Below are 18386 nucleotides of genomic sequence, written 5' to 3'. Positions count from 1 at the left end.
TAAGAGGTTAAAAGCATGTCTCAGCAATTATTACGTTTAGGAATATACGTTAGTGTTATTTTTACCTTGTTAAGCGCTTGCTCTACAAGCAACCAACCATCAAAACAACAGCAAAACATTGAAACTGCTTGGCTAAACCCTTTGATATTTGAACAACAAATCGAGACTAATGACTCTTTGGAGGATATCAAATTCAATATTGAGTTTACAGGAACTCACAAAAAGCCATTTTTTGCTAAAGGGTGCTCTTTTGTACTTCAAAGCGGCGATGATATTGTTGTGGACTGGGAGTATGACCGCTGGCAATGGCTTAAAGCCAACTGTGTGGGGGCAAATAGATACTTCAACGCACCAAAAACTGCCTATAGTTTCTGGCCTGAATTATTTGACTTCGAAACAATTAAGCACCTTCCTGCTTCGGCGATTCCCAATTTAGGAGGCGAAAGTTTAGAAGGGCGAACTGGTAGTTTATCTTCTTACGATAAAAGCCTTACGTTCGTTGCAGCATCACGTGAAAACAGTATTTCGGTAGAGGTAGATGGTTTAGAGGTGCATTATACTCAAGTTGCACGTGCAGACTTTAATCATGATGGTTACCAAGATATTTTCATCCGTATGGATTGGTTTGTAAAAGATGCGTTTGGGAAAGGAACTGATTGGGTAGTACTAACTAAATTATCCTCAGTTGAAGATCCTATGTTGCTCTGGCGAAATTAGAAAATTAAATATGGATGTGTAATTTAGAATCTATAAACAAATCCACATTGAACTCAACAAACAATTTAAACACAAAAAAAGCGCGGTCTAACCCGCGCCTCTATTTTTATCTGACGGCTGAAAGCTGATGGCTGACAGCTCAAGTCTTTGGGTTACAAACCAAGTTCTGCCATAAAATCATCATCTGCATCGTCTGCTTGTGATGATGCTTTTTGCTTTTCAGCTTTTTGTTTAGCTTCGTTTTCGATGATGTCATCCGGATCAACCGCTTCTGAAATATCAAAGTCATGTAGTTTAATAAATTCAGTTTTATCCATGGCTAATTCTAGATAGAAGATATTTTGCTTCGCTGTGGTGAAGGTCACACGGCGTGCTTGTGGTCTATCCATAGTGGTATCAACAGAGATTTGCACCTGCTTATTAATTGCCATCATCTTAGGTTGGTTTTGCGTGATAGAAGTATGCAGCTGGTCGCGTACTTTTGACGTAAAGTCACCAACGATTTGGTTCATCAGTTCGCCGAGTACGTTTGCCACATCATCTGATAAATGGCTTTGTGCAATTTCTTCTTCTGGCATTCCCATGTTACGCATGTAGTCATGGTAAATTTCCATGGCAGCTTGCGCTGTGAAGTTTGTTACCACAAGACCGGTAAAGCCACCATCGAACAATACAAAACAGCCAATATCTGGGCGCATACAGGTACGGGTAATTTTTTGAACCATGGCAGAATAACTAATACTGTTACCGCTTGCTGAAGACAGAACTCCAGTCACTGAATGACACAGAGTTGATAAGATATCTTCTGTACTGATCACTTTGCTTTTTGTCATTAAACTTCTCTTTTTTGTACTTGTTATTGATAATTCTAGCCAAGCTACTGAATTTATCACTGACTATCCAGTTAAAAATGCTAAAATAGCGGTATTATTTTTTAAAGAGACTGTTCACGTGACGCAAAAAGACAGTATTTATGCCACTGAGCAAGCGGTTAAAGACTTTAGCTTTGACCAACATGTAGTAGAAGTTTTCCCTGATATGATCCAGCGCTCGGTGCCAGGTTATGCAACTATTGTTAGCACCATAGGCAAGCTGGCTGGCGAGTACGCGCAAAGCAATTCAAACCTATACGACTTAGGCTGTTCTCTTGGCGCTGTAACGTTAAGTATGCGCCGTAATATTCGCACCGATAACTGTAATATTATTGCCGTCGATAACTCAGAAGCGATGGTTGAGCGCTGTAAATTACATTTACAAGGTTTTCGCTCTGACGTGCCGGTCACGGTTACACTGGGTGATATCAACGATTTAGCTATCGAGAATGCCTCTGTGGTCGCGATGAACTTTACACTACAGTTTATTCCACCTGAAAAGCGCCAAGCGGTGCTTGAAAAGATTTACGCAAATTTAAAACCAGGCGGTGTTTTGCTGCTGAGCGAAAAAATTAGAGGTGAAAATGAGCAATGCGATAATTTGCTCATTGATTTACACCATGATTTTAAACGTCACAACGGCTATTCGGAGCTTGAGATCAGCCAAAAGCGCACCGCTATCGAAAATGTCATGCGTCCTGATCATTTATCTACCCACTTAAACCGATTAAGTGAAATTGGTTTTAGCCAAACGCAAGTGTGGTATCAATGTTTTAACTTCTGCTCGATGATTGCAATCAAGTAATCATCACAACGATATAAAGAGTATTTCATGTCTCAATGGTTTAACCAATTTTACGCTGCGATTGCACAAAGCCCGCTTAGCCACTGGCTCGAAACTTTGCCAGGTCAATTAAAGCACTGGGAACTCGAAGCCAGCCACGGTGATTTACCGAAATGGCAAAAAGTGCTGAAAAACTTACCTGAGGTAAGCACAAACCATGTGAATCTTCAGGATAAAGTACAAATTGGCACCGGTGATGAGCTTTCTGAAGGTCAGCAAAAACAGTTAACGCATTTATTAAAGCGCATGATGCCATGGCGTAAAGGACCCTTTAGCTTACACGGTATCGAGATTGATACTGAGTGGCGCAGTGATTGGAAATGGGATCGTTTACTACCTCATATCGAACCGTTAAAAGGCCGCACTGTGCTTGATATTGGCTGTGGCTCGGGTTATCACTTGTGGCGCATGCGCGGTGAAGGCGCAAATTTTGTGGTGGGTATCGATCCATCCGATTTGTTCTTATGCCAATTCCAAGCGATAAAGCATTATCACCAAGATGAAAACGTGCATTTATTGCCATTGGGTGTTGAAGCTCTGCCAGAGCTAAAAGCATTCGATACAGTTTTTTCGATGGGTGTTTTATATCATCGTCGTTCGCCTATCGACTTTTTAGCGCAATTAAAAGCACAGCTTCGCCCTGGTGGTGAGTTAGTCCTTGAAACACTGGTTGTTGAAGGTGATGAGCACACAGTTTTAGTGCCAACCGACCGCTATGCAAAAATGCGTAATGTATGGTTTATCCCAAGCACCGCGGCATTAAAACTATGGATGGAACGCGTTGGCTTTAAAGATGTACAAGTTAAAGACTGTGCAATCACAACGCTTGAAGAACAACGCAAAACCCAGTGGATGGAAAACGAATCATTAGTCGACTTTTTAGACCCTAATGACACCAGCAAAACCATTGAAGGTTACCCTGCCCCTCTGCGCGCTATTTTAACAGCGAAAGCTTAACAAATAGTGAGAAGTTTCGAGTTTCAAGGTTAAAAGTTCATTTGCTTGATACTTTTGCCTTGTAACTTGAAAACAAAAAACCGGACAACTGTCCTTGTCAAGTCGGTTAAAGTGATTTTTCAACTAGCCGCGCCAGTGCAATTGTTGTAAAATACGCGCGTTTCTAAGCAACCCACATGCAACTTTTTTGAGGAAAACCTGTGAGCGAACAAAAACAGTCTCTTAGCTATAAAGACGCGGGCGTAGATATCGATGCCGGTAATGCACTTGTTGAGCGTATTAAAGGCGTAGTTAAAAAAACCAGACGTCCTGAAGTAATGGGCGGTATCGGTGGTTTTGGCGCACTTTGCGAACTACCAACTGGCTATAAAGAGCCTGTACTGGTTGCTGGCACAGACGGTGTTGGTACAAAACTACGTTTAGCAATCGATCTTAAAAAGCACGACACAGTGGGTATCGACCTTGTTGCTATGTGTGTAAACGACCTTATTGTACAAGGTGCAGAGCCACTATTTTTCCTTGATTACTATGCAACGGGTAAATTAGACGTAGATACTGCGGCTGATGTTGTAACAGGTATTGGTAAAGGCTGTGAGCTTTCTGGCTGTGCATTAATCGGTGGTGAAACTGCTGAAATGCCAGGTATGTACGACGGCGAAGACTACGACATGGCTGGTTTCTGTACTGGTGTTGTAGAAAAATCAAAAATTATCGACGGTACTAAAGTTGCTGCAGGCGATCAATTAATCGCTCTTGCATCAAGTGGTCCTCACTCAAACGGCTTCTCATTAATTCGTAAAGTTCTTGAAGTATCTGGCGCAGACACGAGCGCTGAGCTTGAAGGCAAAACACTTGGCGATCACCTTTTAGAGCCAACTCGTATCTACGTTAAACAACTACTTGAGCTATTCAAGCAGGTTGACGTACATGCGTTATCTCACATCACGGGTGGTGGTTTCTGGGAAAACATCCCGCGCGTACTTCCTGAATCTGCAAAAGCAGTAATCAAAGGTGACAGCTGGAAATGGCCTGTTGTTTTCAACTGGTTACAAGAAAACGGCAACATCACAACACACGAAATGTACCGTACATTCAACTGTGGTGTAGGCATGGTTTTAGTTGTTCCAGCTGACAAACTTGAGCAAAGCTTAACAATCCTTAAAGATCTTGGCGAAAATGCATGGCATATCGGTGAGATCCAAGATGCGAAAGCAGGCGAAGAGCAAGTAGAAATTTTAGGTGGTCGTGACTAATGACCCCTTGTCGTCTTGTTGTATTAATTTCTGGTAGCGGTTCAAACCTTCAAGCCATCATTGACGCGTGTGCGCGTGGTGAGATAAAGGCCGAAATCGCCGCTGTAATTAGTAATAAAGCCGACGCCTATGGCCTTGAGCGAGCAAAAAATGCAGGTATACAAACATGTGTACTAAGCCATAAAGATTTTGACTCGCGCGAGGCCTATGATGCTGAGTTAATGGACATTATTGACAATTTTGAACCAAATCTAGTTGTATTAGCTGGTTTTATGCGTATTCTTACACCTAGCTTAGTGCAAAAGTTTAAGGGAAAAATGTTGAACATTCACCCTTCTTTGTTGCCTAAGTACCAAGGGCTGAATACCCACCAACGAGCGATAGATGCAAAAGATGACGTTCATGGTGTTAGTGTTCACTTTGTCACAGAAGAGCTAGACGGCGGTCCCGTTGTTCTTCAAGCCAAAGTGCCGGTACTCGAAAACGATACCGCAGAGACACTCGCACAACGTGTTCATCAGCAAGAACATATAATCTATCCGTTGGTGGTCAAGTGGTTCAGTGAACAACGACTCAAGATGGAAGCAGATTATGCAGTTTTTGACGAAAAGAAACTTCCTGCACACGGCGCGCACTACCCAGAATAAAAATCTAAGTGCCCTACTCGCTTGTGTGGGCACTTTATTACTTCCTACCAGTGTATTAGCTGGCGACCTCACTCAATACGAAGCCAAATACGATGTACTTCGTAAAGGCGAAACCCATGGTAAAGCAGTACGCGAGCTGAAAAAAGCCGCAGACGGTAACTACGTGATCACTTATCACAGTGAAATCGAATGGATGATTTTTTCAGACTCACGAAAAGAAACATCCATGTTTACTTATCATGATCAGAAAATTTCTCCGCTAAGTTACACTATGGAGCGTTCGGGCACCGGGCCTGATAAAGAGTACAGCTTAAAATTTGATGCTACGCAAAAGCAAGTTCAAAGCAGCCAAAGTAAATACCCTCTTAAAATTGATTGGTCAGATGATTTTCAAGATTCACTGTCTTATCAAGTGCAAGTACGCGAAGAGCTAAAACAAGGTAAAACGCAATTATCGTATCCACTGATTGATAAAAAAGGCAACCTTCGTAATTATGACTTTGAAGTTGTCGGCACAGAAATGATTTCGCTACCTATTGGTAATGTAGAAGCGATTAAAGTAAAACGATTATACGATAACGATAAGCGTCAAGCGCTTGCTTGGTTTGCCCCAGAAATGGATTACATGCTAGTTCGTATGTGGAAAGGTGAAAAAGGCGTAGAGCAATTTGAAGTGCAGCTCAATTCATTCACCGTGACCACACCTGTTAGTGTTCCAAATGAAGTGCAACAAGAAGTGAGTAATGAAGCGCCTGAGTAGCGCTTCATCTTTTATTTAAATCTTTTCGCCCATTTTAAACAGTGCAAACTCACCTGGCTCCATTTTCTGCCAGCGTTCATCATTGGTGAGCGGCCTTGTTGCAATCACAGTAACCACATCGTTCGGTGTGGTTTCTTTTTGAAAATCAATCACCATGTCTGCATCAATTAATGTCGCTTTACCAAACGGTGCACGGCGTGTGATCCAATGTAGGTTATTGGTGCAATAAGCTAAAACATAAACACCATCGGTAAGTAGCATATTAAATACGCCTTTCTCACGCAGCGTATGAGCAAGCTTTGCAGCATAACGAAATACAGACGCCATATTTGATGGGCGTTTAGGGTATTTTTCGCGAATTTTATCGAGCAGCCAGCAAAACGCCAGTTCACTGTCTGTATTCCCCACAGGTCGATAGTAATCTGGTTTTAAATCATGATAATTCGATAGTTGCCCGTTGTGAGCATACGTAATTTCGCGTCCCCATAACTCGCGAGTAAATGGGTGGGTATTTTCAAGACACACTCGGCCACGATTACCTTGGCGAATATGGCTTATCACCGAAATACTTTTTATTGGATAGGCTTTGACGAGTTTGGCAATTTCTGATTGGCAACTTGGCTCAGGATCTTTAAATGTACGACAGCCTTTGCCTTCGTAAAAAGTGATGCCCCAGCCATCTTTATGCGGGCCAGTATTACCACCGCGTTCTAATAATCCTGAAAAACTGAAACAAATATCCGTTGGTACATTGGCCGACATGCCAAGCAACTCACACATAGAACTCTTAACCTATAAAACTAATCGAAGGAAGGCATGATGGGCTGATCCCTGCCTGCGCTCATTGTTAAACATAGCGTTAAAGATGGCAACTGCTATGCTGAGATTTTCAGAACTATCTGAGCAATTCAAAACTAATCGTAAGTATAACGGCGCTGATTATAAGTAATTACTCAACAATTCCTCATCTGCTGTAAATGTTTTTGCACTGATAGCCATTTTTAAAATAATAAAACTCACCAAACAAGCCGTTTTAATCCTTGTTCCCCTCTTGATAATTCGCTTTTCTAGCGCTACTCTAAAAGAGGTGGTCTGACCTCTATTAAGGAATAATCAATGACTCTCATATTTTTACTTGGTTTACTCGTGCTGCTTAGTATTGCGAGTTACCACAGAGCAAGCTGGAATACCTGCTTAGGTATTGCCGTTGCGACTTTACTTGTTGGCACATTTGCTGGCGCGTTTGGCGCAATTAGTTGGCTACTATTCTTACTTATCGCTGTGCCACTTTCTGTGACTGGCGTTCGTCAACAATACATCATCAAACCTATCTTCGCTGCTTTCAAAAAAGTAACCCCGACGATGTCGGATACTGAAAAATCAGCAATCGATGCCGGTACGACGTGGTGGGAAGCGGATCTTTTTTGCGGTCGTCCTGACTGGAACAAATTACACCAATACCCAGCACCTAAACTGACTATCGAAGAGCAAGCGTTTATTGATGGTCCAGTTGAAGAAGTGTGTAGCATGCTAGATGACTGGCACGCAACTCACGAACTAACTGATTTACCGCAAGATGTTTGGCAATATCTAAAAGATAATAAATTCTTTGCCATGATCATCAAAAAAGAATTCGGCGGTTTAGAGTTTTCTGCTTATGCACAATCATGTGTACTGCAAAAGCTAACTAGTAAATCAACGTTACTTTCTTCTATCGTAGGTGTACCTAACTCATTAGGTCCGGGCGAATTACTTCAGCACTATGGTACTAAAGAGCAAAAAGATCATTACTTACCACGCTTAGCAAGTGGTCAAGAAATTCCATGTTTTGCTTTAACATCACCAGAAGCCGGTTCTGACGCAAGTGCAATTCCAGATTACGGTGTTGTTTGTAAAGGTCAATGGAACGGCGAAGAAGTTGTTGGTATTAGCCTAACGTGGAACAAGCGTTACATTACTCTTGCTCCTGTTGCGACTGTACTTGGTCTTGCATTTAAACTACAAGATCCAGACGGTTTACTAGGTGATGACAAAGAACCTGGTATTACCTGTGCGCTGATCCCTACAGATACTCCAGGGGTCGAAATTGGCCGTCGTCACTTCCCGCTAAACGTACCATTCCAAAATGGTCCTACTCGCGGTAAAGACATCTTCGTACCACTTGATTACATCATTGGTGGCCCGAAAATGGCTGGTCAAGGCTGGCGTATGCTGGTTGAATGTTTATCTGTTGGTCGTGCAATTACATTGCCGTCTAACTCAACAGGTGGTATTAAAACAATTGCGCTTGCAACAGGCTCTTACAGCCGTATTCGCCGTCAATTCCGTTTACCAATTGGTCAAATGGAAGGTGTTGAAGAATCAATGGCAAAACTTGCAGGTTACGCATATAGCTCTGATGCTGCAGTGAGCATGTCTACAGGGGCTGTTGACCTTGGTGAAAAACCATCGGTTGTATCTGCGATTATCAAATACCACTTAACTGAGCAAATGCGTGAAGCAACGATTCACGGCATGGATGTTCATGGTGGTAAAGGCATCATGCTTGGTCCAAACAACTACTTAGGTCGCGGTTACCAAGGTGCGCCAATTGCAATTACCGTTGAAGGTGCAAACATCTTAACGCGTAACATGATCATTTATGGTCAAGGTGCAATTCGTTGTCATCCATTTGTGTTAACTGAGCTAGGTGCTTGTGCTATTGAAGACCGCGAAGAAGCGCTTGCTGTATTCGATAAAGCGTTAATGGGTCACGTTGGCTTTACTATTTCGAACCTTGTTCGTACTAAGTGGTTAGCATTAACAAATGCTCGCTTCACAAGTACACCATACAAAGACGAAACAGCTGAGTTTTATCGTGTTGCGTCACGTTTCAGTGCATCATTAGCATTAATGTCAGATATCAGCATGGCAGTATTTGGTGGTTCATTAAAACGTAAAGAGCGTATCTCTGCACGTTTAGGTGACTTACTAAGCTACTTATACCTTGTATCTGCAACACTTAAACGTTACAACGACGAAGGCCGTAAAAAAGAAGATTTTGCGCTTGTTCAATGGAGCTGCCAAGATCACCTTTACCACTGCCAACGTGCACTCGCTGACTTAATCAATAACATGCCATCTGCACCACTACGTGCGATGCTAAAAATCATGTTATTCCCATTCGGTCGTCCAGTACGTAAGCCTACTGATAAGCTTGAGCACAAACTTGCTCACTTATTACAAGTACCAAGCGAAACTCGTAACCGTTTAGCTAACTACATTTATCTTAAAAACGAGCCACTTAACCTTGTTGGTCGTCAAGAGCAAACGCTTAAAGACATCCTTGAAGTTGAGCCTCTGTTTGACAAGGTATGCCGTGAAAAAGGCGTAAAACTGCCTTTCTTCCAGCTTGATAAAGTAGCGCAAATGGGCCTAGAAGCAGGCATTTTAAGCCAAGCTGAAGCCGACAAACTAGCTGCTGTTGAAAAAGCCCGTCTTGACGTTATTAACGTTGACGACTTTGACCCAGCAGACTTAGTTGCAGGTAATGTTGCCCGCGGCGAGAGCGATAAAAAAGCAGACGCCGCTTAAGCTAGCAAAACAATTCCAATTGTTATGAAAAACCAAACCAGCGCAAATTGCGCTGGTTTTTTTTGCGCTAAATATTGTTGCAATACACACCACACTGCCCCAATAGGGATGTAAATCAAGTTAGTGCCAAGCATGCTTATAACGACAATGAAAGCCATAGCAAAAAATATAAGGCTCGGTAAAAACTGGCTTATATAAAACGGCTTATCTTGGTTATTGCTTTGAAAGAACAGCCGATATTTTTTAAAAACAGCCAAGCAATCGAACTGCAGCGAGCTCGTTAGCAACACGCATACTGAAAAAGCCAAAGCCAGTACCAAGTCGCTAAAGTCATTACGCACTGCAATTAGCTGTAATAAAGCGAGCAAGCATGCTAGCAAGACTGAACCACGCCATATTAAGCTCCAGCTATGCTGTATAAAGTAACTAAGCCAAAACAACGCAAGCGAGTGTACTTTTAACTTATGACTTATTCTTACAGGTGGGAGTAAAATCGAACAGCCGAAAATTGCAATAAAACTTAGATAGTATTGCAGTGAAGTTAAACTAACAGGCAGTAATACCAAGATAGAACTGAGTAATAAACTATAAAAAAGTGCACCTGGCCTATAAAGAACAAATACTCCACATAGCCACTGCAACAACATAAACAGCATAAAATGAGGTACTTGTAGCCACTGCTTTAACGATAGATCTATTGCGATTAATAAACTGGCAATAAGCCAAGCATTACTTAAAAGTAGTAACTTGCAGTCAGCACATACTCGCCAAAAGGATTTATATAGACTTCGCTGAAACACCCTATTTTTCGAATTTTTAATGGCTGGCGCCATGGCCCATAACATTACTGATTCAAGTAAAAGATAAACCACTGCTAATTTTGCACCGTAACCAGGTGCTGCATGGCTATCGACTATTTTACCAAGTCCTAGAAACAACAATAAAACCATACCAAGAAAAGCTGGGCCCAGTACCAGTGCAAACAACAAGCTAAAACTCTTTAATTGAGACAGCATGCTCTTGAGGGTGGTCGTATATGCTAAGTATCGAAAAGAAAGGAATGAGAAGTAACTTGCAAAGGAATTTATCATAGTGATGTGCACTCAAAACCGTGCTGTATAAACACTTCTGGTTCGTGGCTTGTAATGATAATTTGCCCATTAGGTTTATCATCAAGGTAGTCATCAAGTAAGGTCAGCAAAAATTTTATACTTGTTTGATCAAGTGCAGCACTCGGTTCATCTAATAGCAAAAATGGGGCTTGCTTTAAAAAAGCAGTGATAAGCTGACACTTCTTTTGATTGCCACTCGACAAAGCACTAAAGCGAGTATTGAGGTGCTCTTTAAAGTTAAATCCAGTAATGAGTTGCTCAGGCATATCTTTCTTTAACGCCTTGCAACTAAGTTCAATAACTTGTCGCGCAGTTAAAAAATCTGGCAGAGCAATACGGTCGCTAGCAATTGAAACAATGTTTTGCGGCGATTTTAATGCTTGATTATTATATAAAACCTGCCCTGATTGCGGCTTTTCAAGGCCAGCTAGCATCATCAATAATGTTGTTTTTCCTCTGCCATTGGCTGCCTGTAAACAAACTCGTTTACCTTGAAATTGCTTATTATAGTTTTCAAAAACGTGGGCTGAAGCAAAGCGCTTATTGAGGTTGTTAATTTCAATCATGTTTATTCCTTTAATAGTGAAAAAATAGTAACACACTCATATCTCTTATTAGTTACATGATTTGTAACAAATATCGAACGGGTAAAACTTGCGTTTAGATTATGAACAGGCAACACTTTAAAACGAAAAATTAACAAGGAATAATTACAATGAAACCGAGTTTTCAACTAGCAGCTGTTGCATGCGCACTTAGCCTTGCACTTGCAGGATGTTCACAATCAACCTCACCAACGAGCAGCACCGAAAGCGTGCAACAAAGCCAAACTGTTAAACAGTATGACGCTGAAACCTTTTTTGATACAACCTCAATCATGGGCAGCAGCTTTTCACCAAAAGGCGACAAAATACTCGTTAGCAGTGACGAAAGCGGTATTTATAGCCTTTATGAAGTAGATATAAAAACCGCCAAAAAAACCCGCTTAACAGATTTTGAAGACAGTACGTATGCTGTGGCTTATTTCCCTAAAGATGAGCGCGTACTATTTACTAAAGATTCAGGCGGTAACGAGCGTTATCACATCTATGTTCGCGAAACAGACGGCACAGTTAAAGATCTTACGCCAGGTGAAGAAACCCGTGCAGGATTTGCAGGCTTCACAGAAGACGGTAAACACTTTTTTATAACCAGCAATCAGCGTGATGCTAAGTTTATGGACCTATATCGTGTTGATGCTAACAGCTATGAAGTAACGCCTGTTTACCAAAATACTATGGGGCTAGATGTCGGCGCAATCAGCCCTGACGGTCGATTTATTGCTTTATCGAAAAACAATTCGAACAAAGACAGCGATGTGTTTATTCTCGATACGCGTAAAAAAACACTGAAACCAGAGCTTATCACCCGTCATGACGACGACGCTAAGTATGGCCCAGAAACCTTCTCAAGAGACAGTAAATCATTGTATTACTCAACCGATGCCAAAGGTGAGTTCGCAGAAGTGTGGCGCTATGACTTAACGACCGGCGAGCACAGCCCTGCCCTCAAAGATGAGTGGGATGTGAGTTTTATCTACTTCTCTAAATCTGGCCGTTATCAAGTAAGCGGTGTTAATGCTGACGCAAGCACTAAAGTGTCGATAATTGATACCACCACAGGTAAAGGTATTGCCATGCCATCGCTGCCTGCTGGTAACTTACGTGGTGTGAACTTTTCAGCTGATGAAAAGACCATGGCGTTTTATTTAAATTCAGATACCTCCCCAAGTAACCTATTTGTGTGGCAACTCGGAGAATCAAAAGCTAAACAGTTAACCAACACATTAAGTGATGCAATTAATCAAAATGACTTGGTTGAAAGCACAATTGTGCGCTTTAAAAGCTTTGATGGTTTAGAAATCCCCGGGGTTTTATATAAGCCTAAGCAAGCTAACAGCAACAACAAAGTACCAGCTTTAGTTTGGGTGCACGGCGGTCCTGGCGGCCAAAGTCGTACAGGCTATAGTGCAATGCAGCAGCATTTAGTCAATCATGGTTATGCCATTTTTGCAGTTAATAACCGTGGCAGCTCAGGCTATGGTAAAACCTTCTTCCATTTAGATGATAAAAAACACGGCACTGACGATTTACAAGATATTGTTTACGGTAAAAAACACCTGCAAAGCCTAGATTGGGTTGATGCTGATAAAATTGGCATCATGGGGGGCAGCTATGGTGGCTTTATGACCGCCGCCGCACTTGCCTTTGAACCTGAAGAGTTCAAAGTAGGCATTAATATATTTGGTGTAACAAACTGGGTTAGAACCTTAAACTCGATTCCACCATGGTGGGAAAGCTTTAAAAAGGCACTGTATGATGAAATGGGCGACCCCGCGACAGACGGTGAACGTCACCGTGCCATTTCGCCACTATTTCATGCTAAAAACATCACCAAGCCATTAATGGTGATCCAAGGTGCTAACGACCCACGCGTTTTACAAGTTGAAAGCGATGAACTTGTTGCCGCTGTAAAGGCAAATGGTGTGCCTGTCGAATATGTATTATTCGATGATGAAGGCCATGGTTTTACTAAAAAAGAAAACCGCATAAAAGCCTCAAATGCATACCTTGAGTTCTTAAATACCTACTTAGATAAGTAGCAAAATTGCAAAGCTAAAGAGCCGGTATTATGCCGGCTTTTTTATGCAAAACACCTGTATAGAATCAAAATTTAACAGTTTACACAGTACTGTATAAAATACTGTATGGATTTAATGGTAAATTTTTCACCTTTTTTCCACCTTCAAACCAAAACTATAAACCATTGTTAAATAACAATTAAATTGTTTTTATTAAAATAAAACTGAATCATTGGTTAAAAAATAGCAAAAAAGTACTTGCGCAAAAACACTGTATAAACTACTGTATACACATACTGTATAAACAACCAGTGAGTGAAAGTTATGTTACAGCCAATTACCTTAAGAACAGTTAAAAGCTACCAACAAGATAACGACAAAGCGTCTGTTAATTTAATTCAAATTGAAGACGAAATTTCAGCAACCTTTGAGCTATTAAAAGTATTGCATCATTACAATAGCCAAAATGCATGGACACTATTAATTGCTCCTGATCATGTTCCTAGTAAAGCCTTACTAGATTCGTGTTCGATTGATACCAGCAAACTACTTGTGATCAGACAAAAACATTTAGTTAATCTTGAGTACGTTCTTAGTTCAGCATTACATAACGGTAATTTTGCTGCAGTGATCACATGGACAGATATTGTAAACAATCATCAACTTGATTCGATGAACTTAAACCTTGAGCAGGCATCTGCTAAATTTTATTGTTTTACAAAAAGCGCTCAATTAAACAATTTAGTACCGCAGCCACAATAGGCTTGTTAAAATAACAATTTATAGTTTTAGGTAAGTTGTTATGACATCACTCACACACTCCCTTTGTCCTTGTGGCAGCGAATCGACTTACGAGCTTTGCTGCCAACCTTTTCACACAGGTGCAAGCCAAGCTGATACCCCAGAGCAACTTATGCGTTCTCGTTTTAGTGCTTACGCACTAAAAGATGCAAAATATGTATTTAGTACCTATGCACAAAGCCAGCAAGCCGCTAACCCTGTTCGCGAAATTAAAGATTTTGCTAATAGCTGCCGTTTTACCAAGCTAAGTGTTTTAGATACTGAACATAACGATCAAGAAGGTCTTGTCGAATTTAAAGCAAATTACTTTTACCAAAACTTGTATTGTGAGTTACACGAGAGGTCGCGTTTTATTAAAGAAGATGGCCTATGGCGTTACCTAGACGGTGATATAACGCCAGTTGCAGATATTAAAATAGGCCGTAACGACGAGTGCCCTTGTGGGAGCGGCAAAAAATATAAAAAGTGTCACGCTCTTTAATTGCTCTTATACCAATCTGCTTAATTAAGTAGTCTATTTTGAGGCAATAAAACCTCGTTGATAGCAAGGCAAAAATTTCGTTATTTAGTTGTTCTCGGCAATTGCTCCTGCATTGCTCTACCTTCTGCATCCATGCAGTCGTAAATGAGATATTTTTAACGCAGTTAGCGACAGGTTTGATCCCTCAAAATGATTAAGTATTATTGCGGGTTGGTATTAACCTGGTAAATCCAGTCTAAAGCTTGGGTAATCGTTGTTGGGAATGCGGTTGCATGGCGTGCCTGAGGAATAACAAATAAATTTGTTGTAACCAGCGCGCCGCTTTGTTTATTAATTTTAGCTGCTAATTGCCTTGCGCCCGACACCATTTTTTCACCTTCGCTTTCTTCAAGTTCACCCACTGCGATGTAAACTTTTGTTGTGTTGGCAGCTGGTTTTACAGCCATAGCTAATATTGAGTTTTCTTTAAACCACACTGAAGGACTGCCGATAATATAATTTGAAAAAAGCGAAGGCTCAGTGAATAAGGTATAAGCCGCAAATAAACCGCCAAGTGAGTTACCGACTAACGTACTTTTTTGGGTTGTTCTGTAGTGAGCCTCAATATGAGGCAATACAGTATGTTTTAGGTAGTTTAGATACTGGCTTGCTCCACCCGTTTTACGCTGCCAACTGCTATCTTCAAACGGCGTGTAGTCATAAATACGACTATTAAGCCCTGACACACCATTTTGGTATCCTACTGCAACGATAATTACCTCTTCTATAGCCCCCGAATTCATCATAAAGCGACTAGCACCAGAGGCAATTGGCAAACTGTAGTTTGCATCTAATAGGTAAACAACTGGGTAGCGCTTCTGGTTTTGCTTTTGGTAGCTGCGTGGCAATTTAATCGTAATCGGGTATTCGTTTTTGGTCTGTTTATCTTTAAGTAACACAGTATTAGTACGTGGCAAAGTAAACGGTTCAGCATAGCTTACAGAGCTCACACCCAAAACGCTGATCACAAAAACGAGCAATATATAAGGCATAGTTAATCCTTTAGCCACTTCTTAATTGGTAACAGCCACTCATCTTTTGGTTTATAAAATGCGCCATGGGAGAGCCCTGTATTAATGCTTATTTCTTCGAACTTGGTTACGTCACTTCTATCAATTAAAAATTGGCAAGAGCCAACCTGATCTGAGCGCTCAAAGATAGAATACACCTTGCCATAAGCCTTAACTGATGTGTGATTTTTTATAAGGCCTGCGCAACCTGCCAATATAATTAAGTTGATATGTGTACGTTTCAGTTCATTAGCCGCCAGGATCGACAATGCCCCGCCCCGTGAAAAACCAACCAAACTAATGTTCGACTCAGCAACACCGGCACTGATCAATGCTTCAACATCTGCAGCGAGTTTCTTCGCAAACGCAAAAGGTTCAGTGTCTTTTGGCCTGTGGTAGGCAATTAAATGATAGCTATCATCTGCCAGAGCTTCTTTTACAGCCACAAAATCATAAACTCCAAAGGTTTTGTGAACAGGCTTAGGGTTTGTCCCTTCGACGATAAAACCATGTGAATAAAAAACATAGTGACCATGCGGGTCAATCTCTGTTGGAAGCTGGCTGTAAATAGTGCCAGCGCAAACAGGCAAAACCCAGCATGCACAGAGTAAAAGTACGGTACGTATCACAAGCATTCCTTTAAAAATCACGTTACACCTAATGGAAGATAATAACACCTTAAAAAATAATATCTTAGCAAACAACTAAACCCTACTCTCAGTAATTTTAATTAAATATCAAATTACTAATCGCAAGCTGTATCACGATTTGAACGGCAAGTTTCAACTTGAGGTAAATTCATGGAATTTCATAGCTAAACTACAAAAAACTCAATGACAACGCTGTCTATTATTTATAGAAAGGCGTATTGTAAAAAAGCAGTTAAAATAACCGCATATTTTAGACGTCTAGACGTTGAAAAAATAAATTCTAAGGCGTAGTATGTTCGTAATCTGAGTTAGACTCACATTTTCCATGAGATTTTTTAAAGATGATTGATATAAAGCACCTAAAAACCATAGCGACCCTTAAAGAAACAGGCTCTTTGGTCAATACCGCCCGTGAGTTGTTTTTAACTCAATCGGCTTTATCGCATCAAATTAAAGATCTCGAGAATAAGTTAGATTGCCAGCTGTTCGAACGTAAAACACAGCCTGTGCGTTTTACTCCGCAAGGTATGCTACTTCTGGAGCTTGCTAATGAAGTATTACCTCGTGTTGAGGCAACAAAATGTCGGTTAAAAGAAAGCCTTAACCAGCCAATCTCAAATTTACGTTTAAGCGTTGAGTGTCATGCCTGCTTTCATTGGTTGCTCCCAACCATCAAAGAATTTAATAATTTTTGGCCTGATATTAAAATTGATTACGAGCGCGGCTTTAGTTACGACGCCATTCCAGATTTAATTAATGATGAATTAGATCTAGTGCTGACTTCTGATATTCGTGAACCCGATCAGCTTGAGTATGCTCACCTATTTGATTTTAAATTAAAGCTGATAGTCGCACCGGATCATGAGTTGGCAAAAAAAGCCTATGTCACCGCCCTTGATTTAAAAAACGAAACAATTATTTCGTACCCTATTCCCCGTGAGCGCCAAGACATCTTTAAACATTTTATTCAAAATGCGCGCTTTGATGGCACGCTTAAAACGGTTGACCAAGGCTTATTGATATTTCAATTAGTGAGTGCAGGTATGGGGGTTGCAGCATTACCAGACTGGCTAGTCACTCCTTATGAAAGCCAAGGACTCATTAAGTCTATTCCGTTAGGTGCACTAGGCCTTACTCGCCCTATGTATTTAGCGATGAAAAAGAATATGAAAGATAACCCAGTTTATCGCCACTTTTTAAATACGTGTAAGCAAAATAACGGTCGCTAAAACAAGGCAAAATAACTAACATAGCAGCATCTATTACTAATAATAATGTTGATACATGTTTGAAATTAAAAAGATCATTGGCTCATTATTAATGCCCCTGCCGTTGCTCGGGCTGCTTACTTTAGTGATGGTATTTTTAGCCATTGCACATAAACGCAAAGCACTCTATTTTGGCTTTGTTAGCATTTTAACTTTAATGCTGATAAGCACGCCATTTATTGGTCAATCACTGATAGCTGCAAACAATAACCCTGCATGGCAATTTAACCAAGCAAAACACCCTAAACTTGATAATATAGTGGTACTTGGTTGCTCAATAATGCCCAACTCGCGCCTTCAAGCAAACCACCAGTTAGGCGATTGTGCACTTAGTCGCTTACTTGAAGGTGTTAAACTTGCCCACCACTACCCAAATGCCACCCTCTATGTATCAGGAGGCGGCTTTGCTAATGCCACCAATAGCCAGCTCATGTTTGAAACAGCAAAAACGCTTGGTATCTCAGCAACTAGAATTAAACAAAACCCTCTCGCCATGGACACCGCAGAAGAAGCGAAACGACTTGCCATTTATTTAGTCGATAAAAAAACAGCGCTTGTCACCTCAGCGAGCCACATGCCACGTGCGAAAGACTTATTTAATGCACAAGGCATTGATGTGAAACCAGCGGCAACCGACTTTCAAGATTTTAGTCAGTATCCAACGTATAAGCAGTTTATACCTAACATTGCAGTACTTGTTGCAGTGACCAGAGTAGCGCATGAGAAAATTGGCAGTGCTTGGGTGAGTGTGCGCCGCTGGATTGATCCAGAGGCGCTGTAGA

18 protein-coding genes are annotated in these 18386 nt (G+C 41.0%); 12 read left to right on the top strand and 6 right to left on the bottom strand.

Annotated elements, in window-relative coordinates; translation table 11 throughout:
• Positions 1 to 15: 15 nt before the first annotated feature.
• On the top strand, positions 16 to 717 hold the full coding sequence (locus NO991_RS04335) for a hypothetical protein (RefSeq protein WP_166339435.1): 702 nt from the start codon (positions 16 to 18) through the stop codon (positions 715 to 717).
• 152 nt (positions 718 to 869) lie between these two features.
• On the opposite strand, the gene NO991_RS04330 is transcribed toward NO991_RS04335, so the two are convergent.
• Entirely contained in the window at positions 870 to 1550 is a 681-nt protein-coding gene (locus tag NO991_RS04330; protein WP_054551591.1) for a DUF3334 family protein, read from the bottom strand.
• A gap of 118 nt (positions 1551 to 1668) precedes the next feature.
• Between NO991_RS04330 and cmoA the strand changes: the two genes are divergently transcribed.
• The 5 genes from cmoA to NO991_RS04305 all read left to right on the top strand — a co-directional run bounded on the left by cmoA (position 1669) and on the right by NO991_RS04305 (position 6050).
• A complete protein-coding gene (gene cmoA, locus NO991_RS04325) occupies positions 1669 to 2394 on the top strand; it encodes a carboxy-S-adenosyl-L-methionine synthase CmoA (protein WP_063706202.1) in 726 nt (241 codons plus the stop codon).
• A gap of 27 nt (positions 2395 to 2421) precedes the next feature.
• Positions 2422 to 3390, top strand: a complete 969-nt coding sequence (cmoB, locus tag NO991_RS04320; RefSeq protein WP_054551592.1) for a tRNA 5-methoxyuridine(34)/uridine 5-oxyacetic acid(34) synthase CmoB — start codon at positions 2422 to 2424, stop codon at positions 3388 to 3390.
• A 200-nt stretch (positions 3391 to 3590) separates the two neighbouring features.
• On the top strand, positions 3591 to 4643 hold the full coding sequence (gene purM / locus NO991_RS04315) for a phosphoribosylformylglycinamidine cyclo-ligase (RefSeq protein ID WP_166339439.1): 1053 nt from the start codon (positions 3591 to 3593) through the stop codon (positions 4641 to 4643).
• Positions 4643 to 5290, top strand: a complete 648-nt coding sequence (purN, locus tag NO991_RS04310) for a phosphoribosylglycinamide formyltransferase (protein WP_300360900.1) — start codon at positions 4643 to 4645, stop codon at positions 5288 to 5290. Before purM ends, purN begins: the two co-directional genes overlap by 1 nt.
• Positions 5235 to 6050: a DUF3108 domain-containing protein gene (locus NO991_RS04305; protein ID WP_082389175.1), complete on the top strand. Its 816-nt coding sequence runs from the start codon at positions 5235 to 5237 to the stop codon at positions 6048 to 6050. The genes purN and NO991_RS04305 overlap by 56 nt, the downstream gene beginning before the upstream one ends.
• Before the next feature lie 15 nt (positions 6051 to 6065).
• On the opposite strand, the gene NO991_RS04300 is transcribed toward NO991_RS04305, so the two are convergent.
• Complete coding sequence (locus tag NO991_RS04300) at positions 6066 to 6830, bottom strand: class II glutamine amidotransferase (protein WP_054551596.1); 765 nt, start codon at positions 6828 to 6830, stop codon at positions 6066 to 6068.
• Positions 6831 to 7166: 336 nt separating this feature from the next.
• Between NO991_RS04300 and fadE the strand changes: the two genes are divergently transcribed.
• Positions 7167 to 9623 (top strand): acyl-CoA dehydrogenase FadE, encoded by a 2457-nt coding sequence (fadE, locus tag NO991_RS04295; RefSeq protein WP_054551597.1) that lies wholly within the window; start codon positions 7167 to 7169, stop codon positions 9621 to 9623.
• Here fadE and NO991_RS04290 read toward each other — a convergent pair.
• Together NO991_RS04290 and NO991_RS04285 are read right to left on the bottom strand one after the other, a co-directional pair.
• Positions 9620 to 10714, bottom strand: a complete 1095-nt coding sequence (locus NO991_RS04290; RefSeq protein ID WP_300546246.1) for a DUF6136 family protein — start codon at positions 10712 to 10714, stop codon at positions 9620 to 9622. The two genes, fadE and NO991_RS04290, sit on opposite strands and share 4 nt — an antisense overlap.
• Positions 10711 to 11301 (bottom strand): ATP-binding cassette domain-containing protein, encoded by a 591-nt coding sequence (locus NO991_RS04285; protein WP_300360913.1) that lies wholly within the window; start codon positions 11299 to 11301, stop codon positions 10711 to 10713. Before NO991_RS04285 ends, NO991_RS04290 begins: the two co-directional genes overlap by 4 nt.
• 149 nt (positions 11302 to 11450) lie before the next feature.
• Here NO991_RS04285 and NO991_RS04280 point away from each other — a divergent pair, with 149 nt between their 5' ends.
• From NO991_RS04280 to NO991_RS04270, 3 genes are all read left to right on the top strand, one after another.
• Positions 11451 to 13376, top strand: a complete 1926-nt coding sequence (locus tag NO991_RS04280) for a S9 family peptidase (protein WP_054551600.1) — start codon at positions 11451 to 11453, stop codon at positions 13374 to 13376.
• A 303-nt stretch (positions 13377 to 13679) separates the two neighbouring features.
• A complete protein-coding gene (locus tag NO991_RS04275) occupies positions 13680 to 14117 on the top strand; it encodes a SulA-like leucine-rich domain-containing protein (RefSeq protein WP_054551944.1) in 438 nt (145 codons plus the stop codon).
• Positions 14118 to 14157: 40 nt separating this feature from the next.
• Entirely contained in the window at positions 14158 to 14637 is a 480-nt protein-coding gene (locus NO991_RS04270; protein ID WP_300360919.1) for a YchJ family protein, read from the top strand.
• Between the two features lie 200 nt (positions 14638 to 14837).
• On the opposite strand, the gene NO991_RS04265 is transcribed toward NO991_RS04270, so the two are convergent.
• Positions 14838 to 15668 (bottom strand): alpha/beta hydrolase, encoded by an 831-nt coding sequence (locus tag NO991_RS04265; RefSeq protein ID WP_371351710.1) that lies wholly within the window; start codon positions 15666 to 15668, stop codon positions 14838 to 14840.
• 2 nt (positions 15669 to 15670) lie between these two features.
• Positions 15671 to 16315 carry an alpha/beta fold hydrolase gene (locus tag NO991_RS04260; protein ID WP_294412147.1) on the bottom strand — a complete coding sequence of 215 codons (645 nt, stop codon included), beginning with the start codon at positions 16313 to 16315 and terminating at the stop codon, positions 15671 to 15673.
• Between the two features lie 362 nt (positions 16316 to 16677).
• Between NO991_RS04260 and NO991_RS04255 the strand changes: the two genes are divergently transcribed.
• Both NO991_RS04255 and NO991_RS04250 read left to right on the top strand, forming a co-directional pair.
• Positions 16678 to 17565 (top strand): LysR substrate-binding domain-containing protein, encoded by an 888-nt coding sequence (locus NO991_RS04255; protein WP_054551603.1) that lies wholly within the window; start codon positions 16678 to 16680, stop codon positions 17563 to 17565.
• 55 nt (positions 17566 to 17620) lie between these two features.
• The gene (locus NO991_RS04250) at positions 17621 to 18385 is read left to right on the top strand and encodes a YdcF family protein (protein ID WP_300360203.1); all 765 of its coding nucleotides are present in this window, start codon (positions 17621 to 17623) and stop codon (positions 18383 to 18385) included.
• The last annotated feature ends 1 nt before the right edge of the window (position 18386 follow it).

This window comes from Pseudoalteromonas sp. DY56-GL22, from assembly GCF_041414715.1.
GTDB lineage: Bacteria > Pseudomonadota > Gammaproteobacteria > Enterobacterales > Alteromonadaceae > Pseudoalteromonas > Pseudoalteromonas simplex.
Note: the sequence above shows the minus strand (reverse complement) of the source record. Positions and strands in the feature narration are given on the sequence as shown.

What these genes read in the sequence shown, in the direction of transcription:
- NO991_RS04265 (WP_371351710.1), bottom strand. Translation starts at nt 15,668, where the DNA reads ATGCCTTATATATTGCTCGTTTTTGTGATCAGCGTTTTGGGTGTGAGC.
- NO991_RS04270 (WP_300360919.1), top strand. Translation starts at nt 14,158, where the DNA reads ATGACATCACTCACACACTCCCTTTGTCCTTGTGGCAGCGAATCGACT.
- NO991_RS04330 (WP_054551591.1), bottom strand. Translation starts at nt 1,550, where the DNA reads ATGACAAAAAGCAAAGTGATCAGTACAGAAGATATCTTATCAACTCTG.
- NO991_RS04290 (WP_300546246.1), bottom strand. Translation starts at nt 10,714, where the DNA reads ATGATAAATTCCTTTGCAAGTTACTTCTCATTCCTTTCTTTTCGATAC.
- NO991_RS04335 (WP_166339435.1), top strand. Translation starts at nt 16, where the DNA reads ATGTCTCAGCAATTATTACGTTTAGGAATATACGTTAGTGTTATTTTT.
- NO991_RS04250 (WP_300360203.1), top strand. Translation starts at nt 17,621, where the DNA reads ATGTTTGAAATTAAAAAGATCATTGGCTCATTATTAATGCCCCTGCCG.
- purN (WP_300360900.1), top strand. Translation starts at nt 4,643, where the DNA reads ATGACCCCTTGTCGTCTTGTTGTATTAATTTCTGGTAGCGGTTCAAAC.
- NO991_RS04280 (WP_054551600.1), top strand. Translation starts at nt 11,451, where the DNA reads ATGAAACCGAGTTTTCAACTAGCAGCTGTTGCATGCGCACTTAGCCTT.
- NO991_RS04255 (WP_054551603.1), top strand. Translation starts at nt 16,678, where the DNA reads ATGATTGATATAAAGCACCTAAAAACCATAGCGACCCTTAAAGAAACA.
- NO991_RS04285 (WP_300360913.1), bottom strand. Translation starts at nt 11,301, where the DNA reads ATGATTGAAATTAACAACCTCAATAAGCGCTTTGCTTCAGCCCACGTT.
- NO991_RS04300 (WP_054551596.1), bottom strand. Translation starts at nt 6,830, where the DNA reads ATGTGTGAGTTGCTTGGCATGTCGGCCAATGTACCAACGGATATTTGT.
- cmoB (WP_054551592.1), top strand. Translation starts at nt 2,422, where the DNA reads ATGTCTCAATGGTTTAACCAATTTTACGCTGCGATTGCACAAAGCCCG.
- NO991_RS04305 (WP_082389175.1), top strand. Translation starts at nt 5,235, where the DNA reads ATGCAGTTTTTGACGAAAAGAAACTTCCTGCACACGGCGCGCACTACC.
- NO991_RS04275 (WP_054551944.1), top strand. Translation starts at nt 13,680, where the DNA reads ATGTTACAGCCAATTACCTTAAGAACAGTTAAAAGCTACCAACAAGAT.
- fadE (WP_054551597.1), top strand. Translation starts at nt 7,167, where the DNA reads ATGACTCTCATATTTTTACTTGGTTTACTCGTGCTGCTTAGTATTGCG.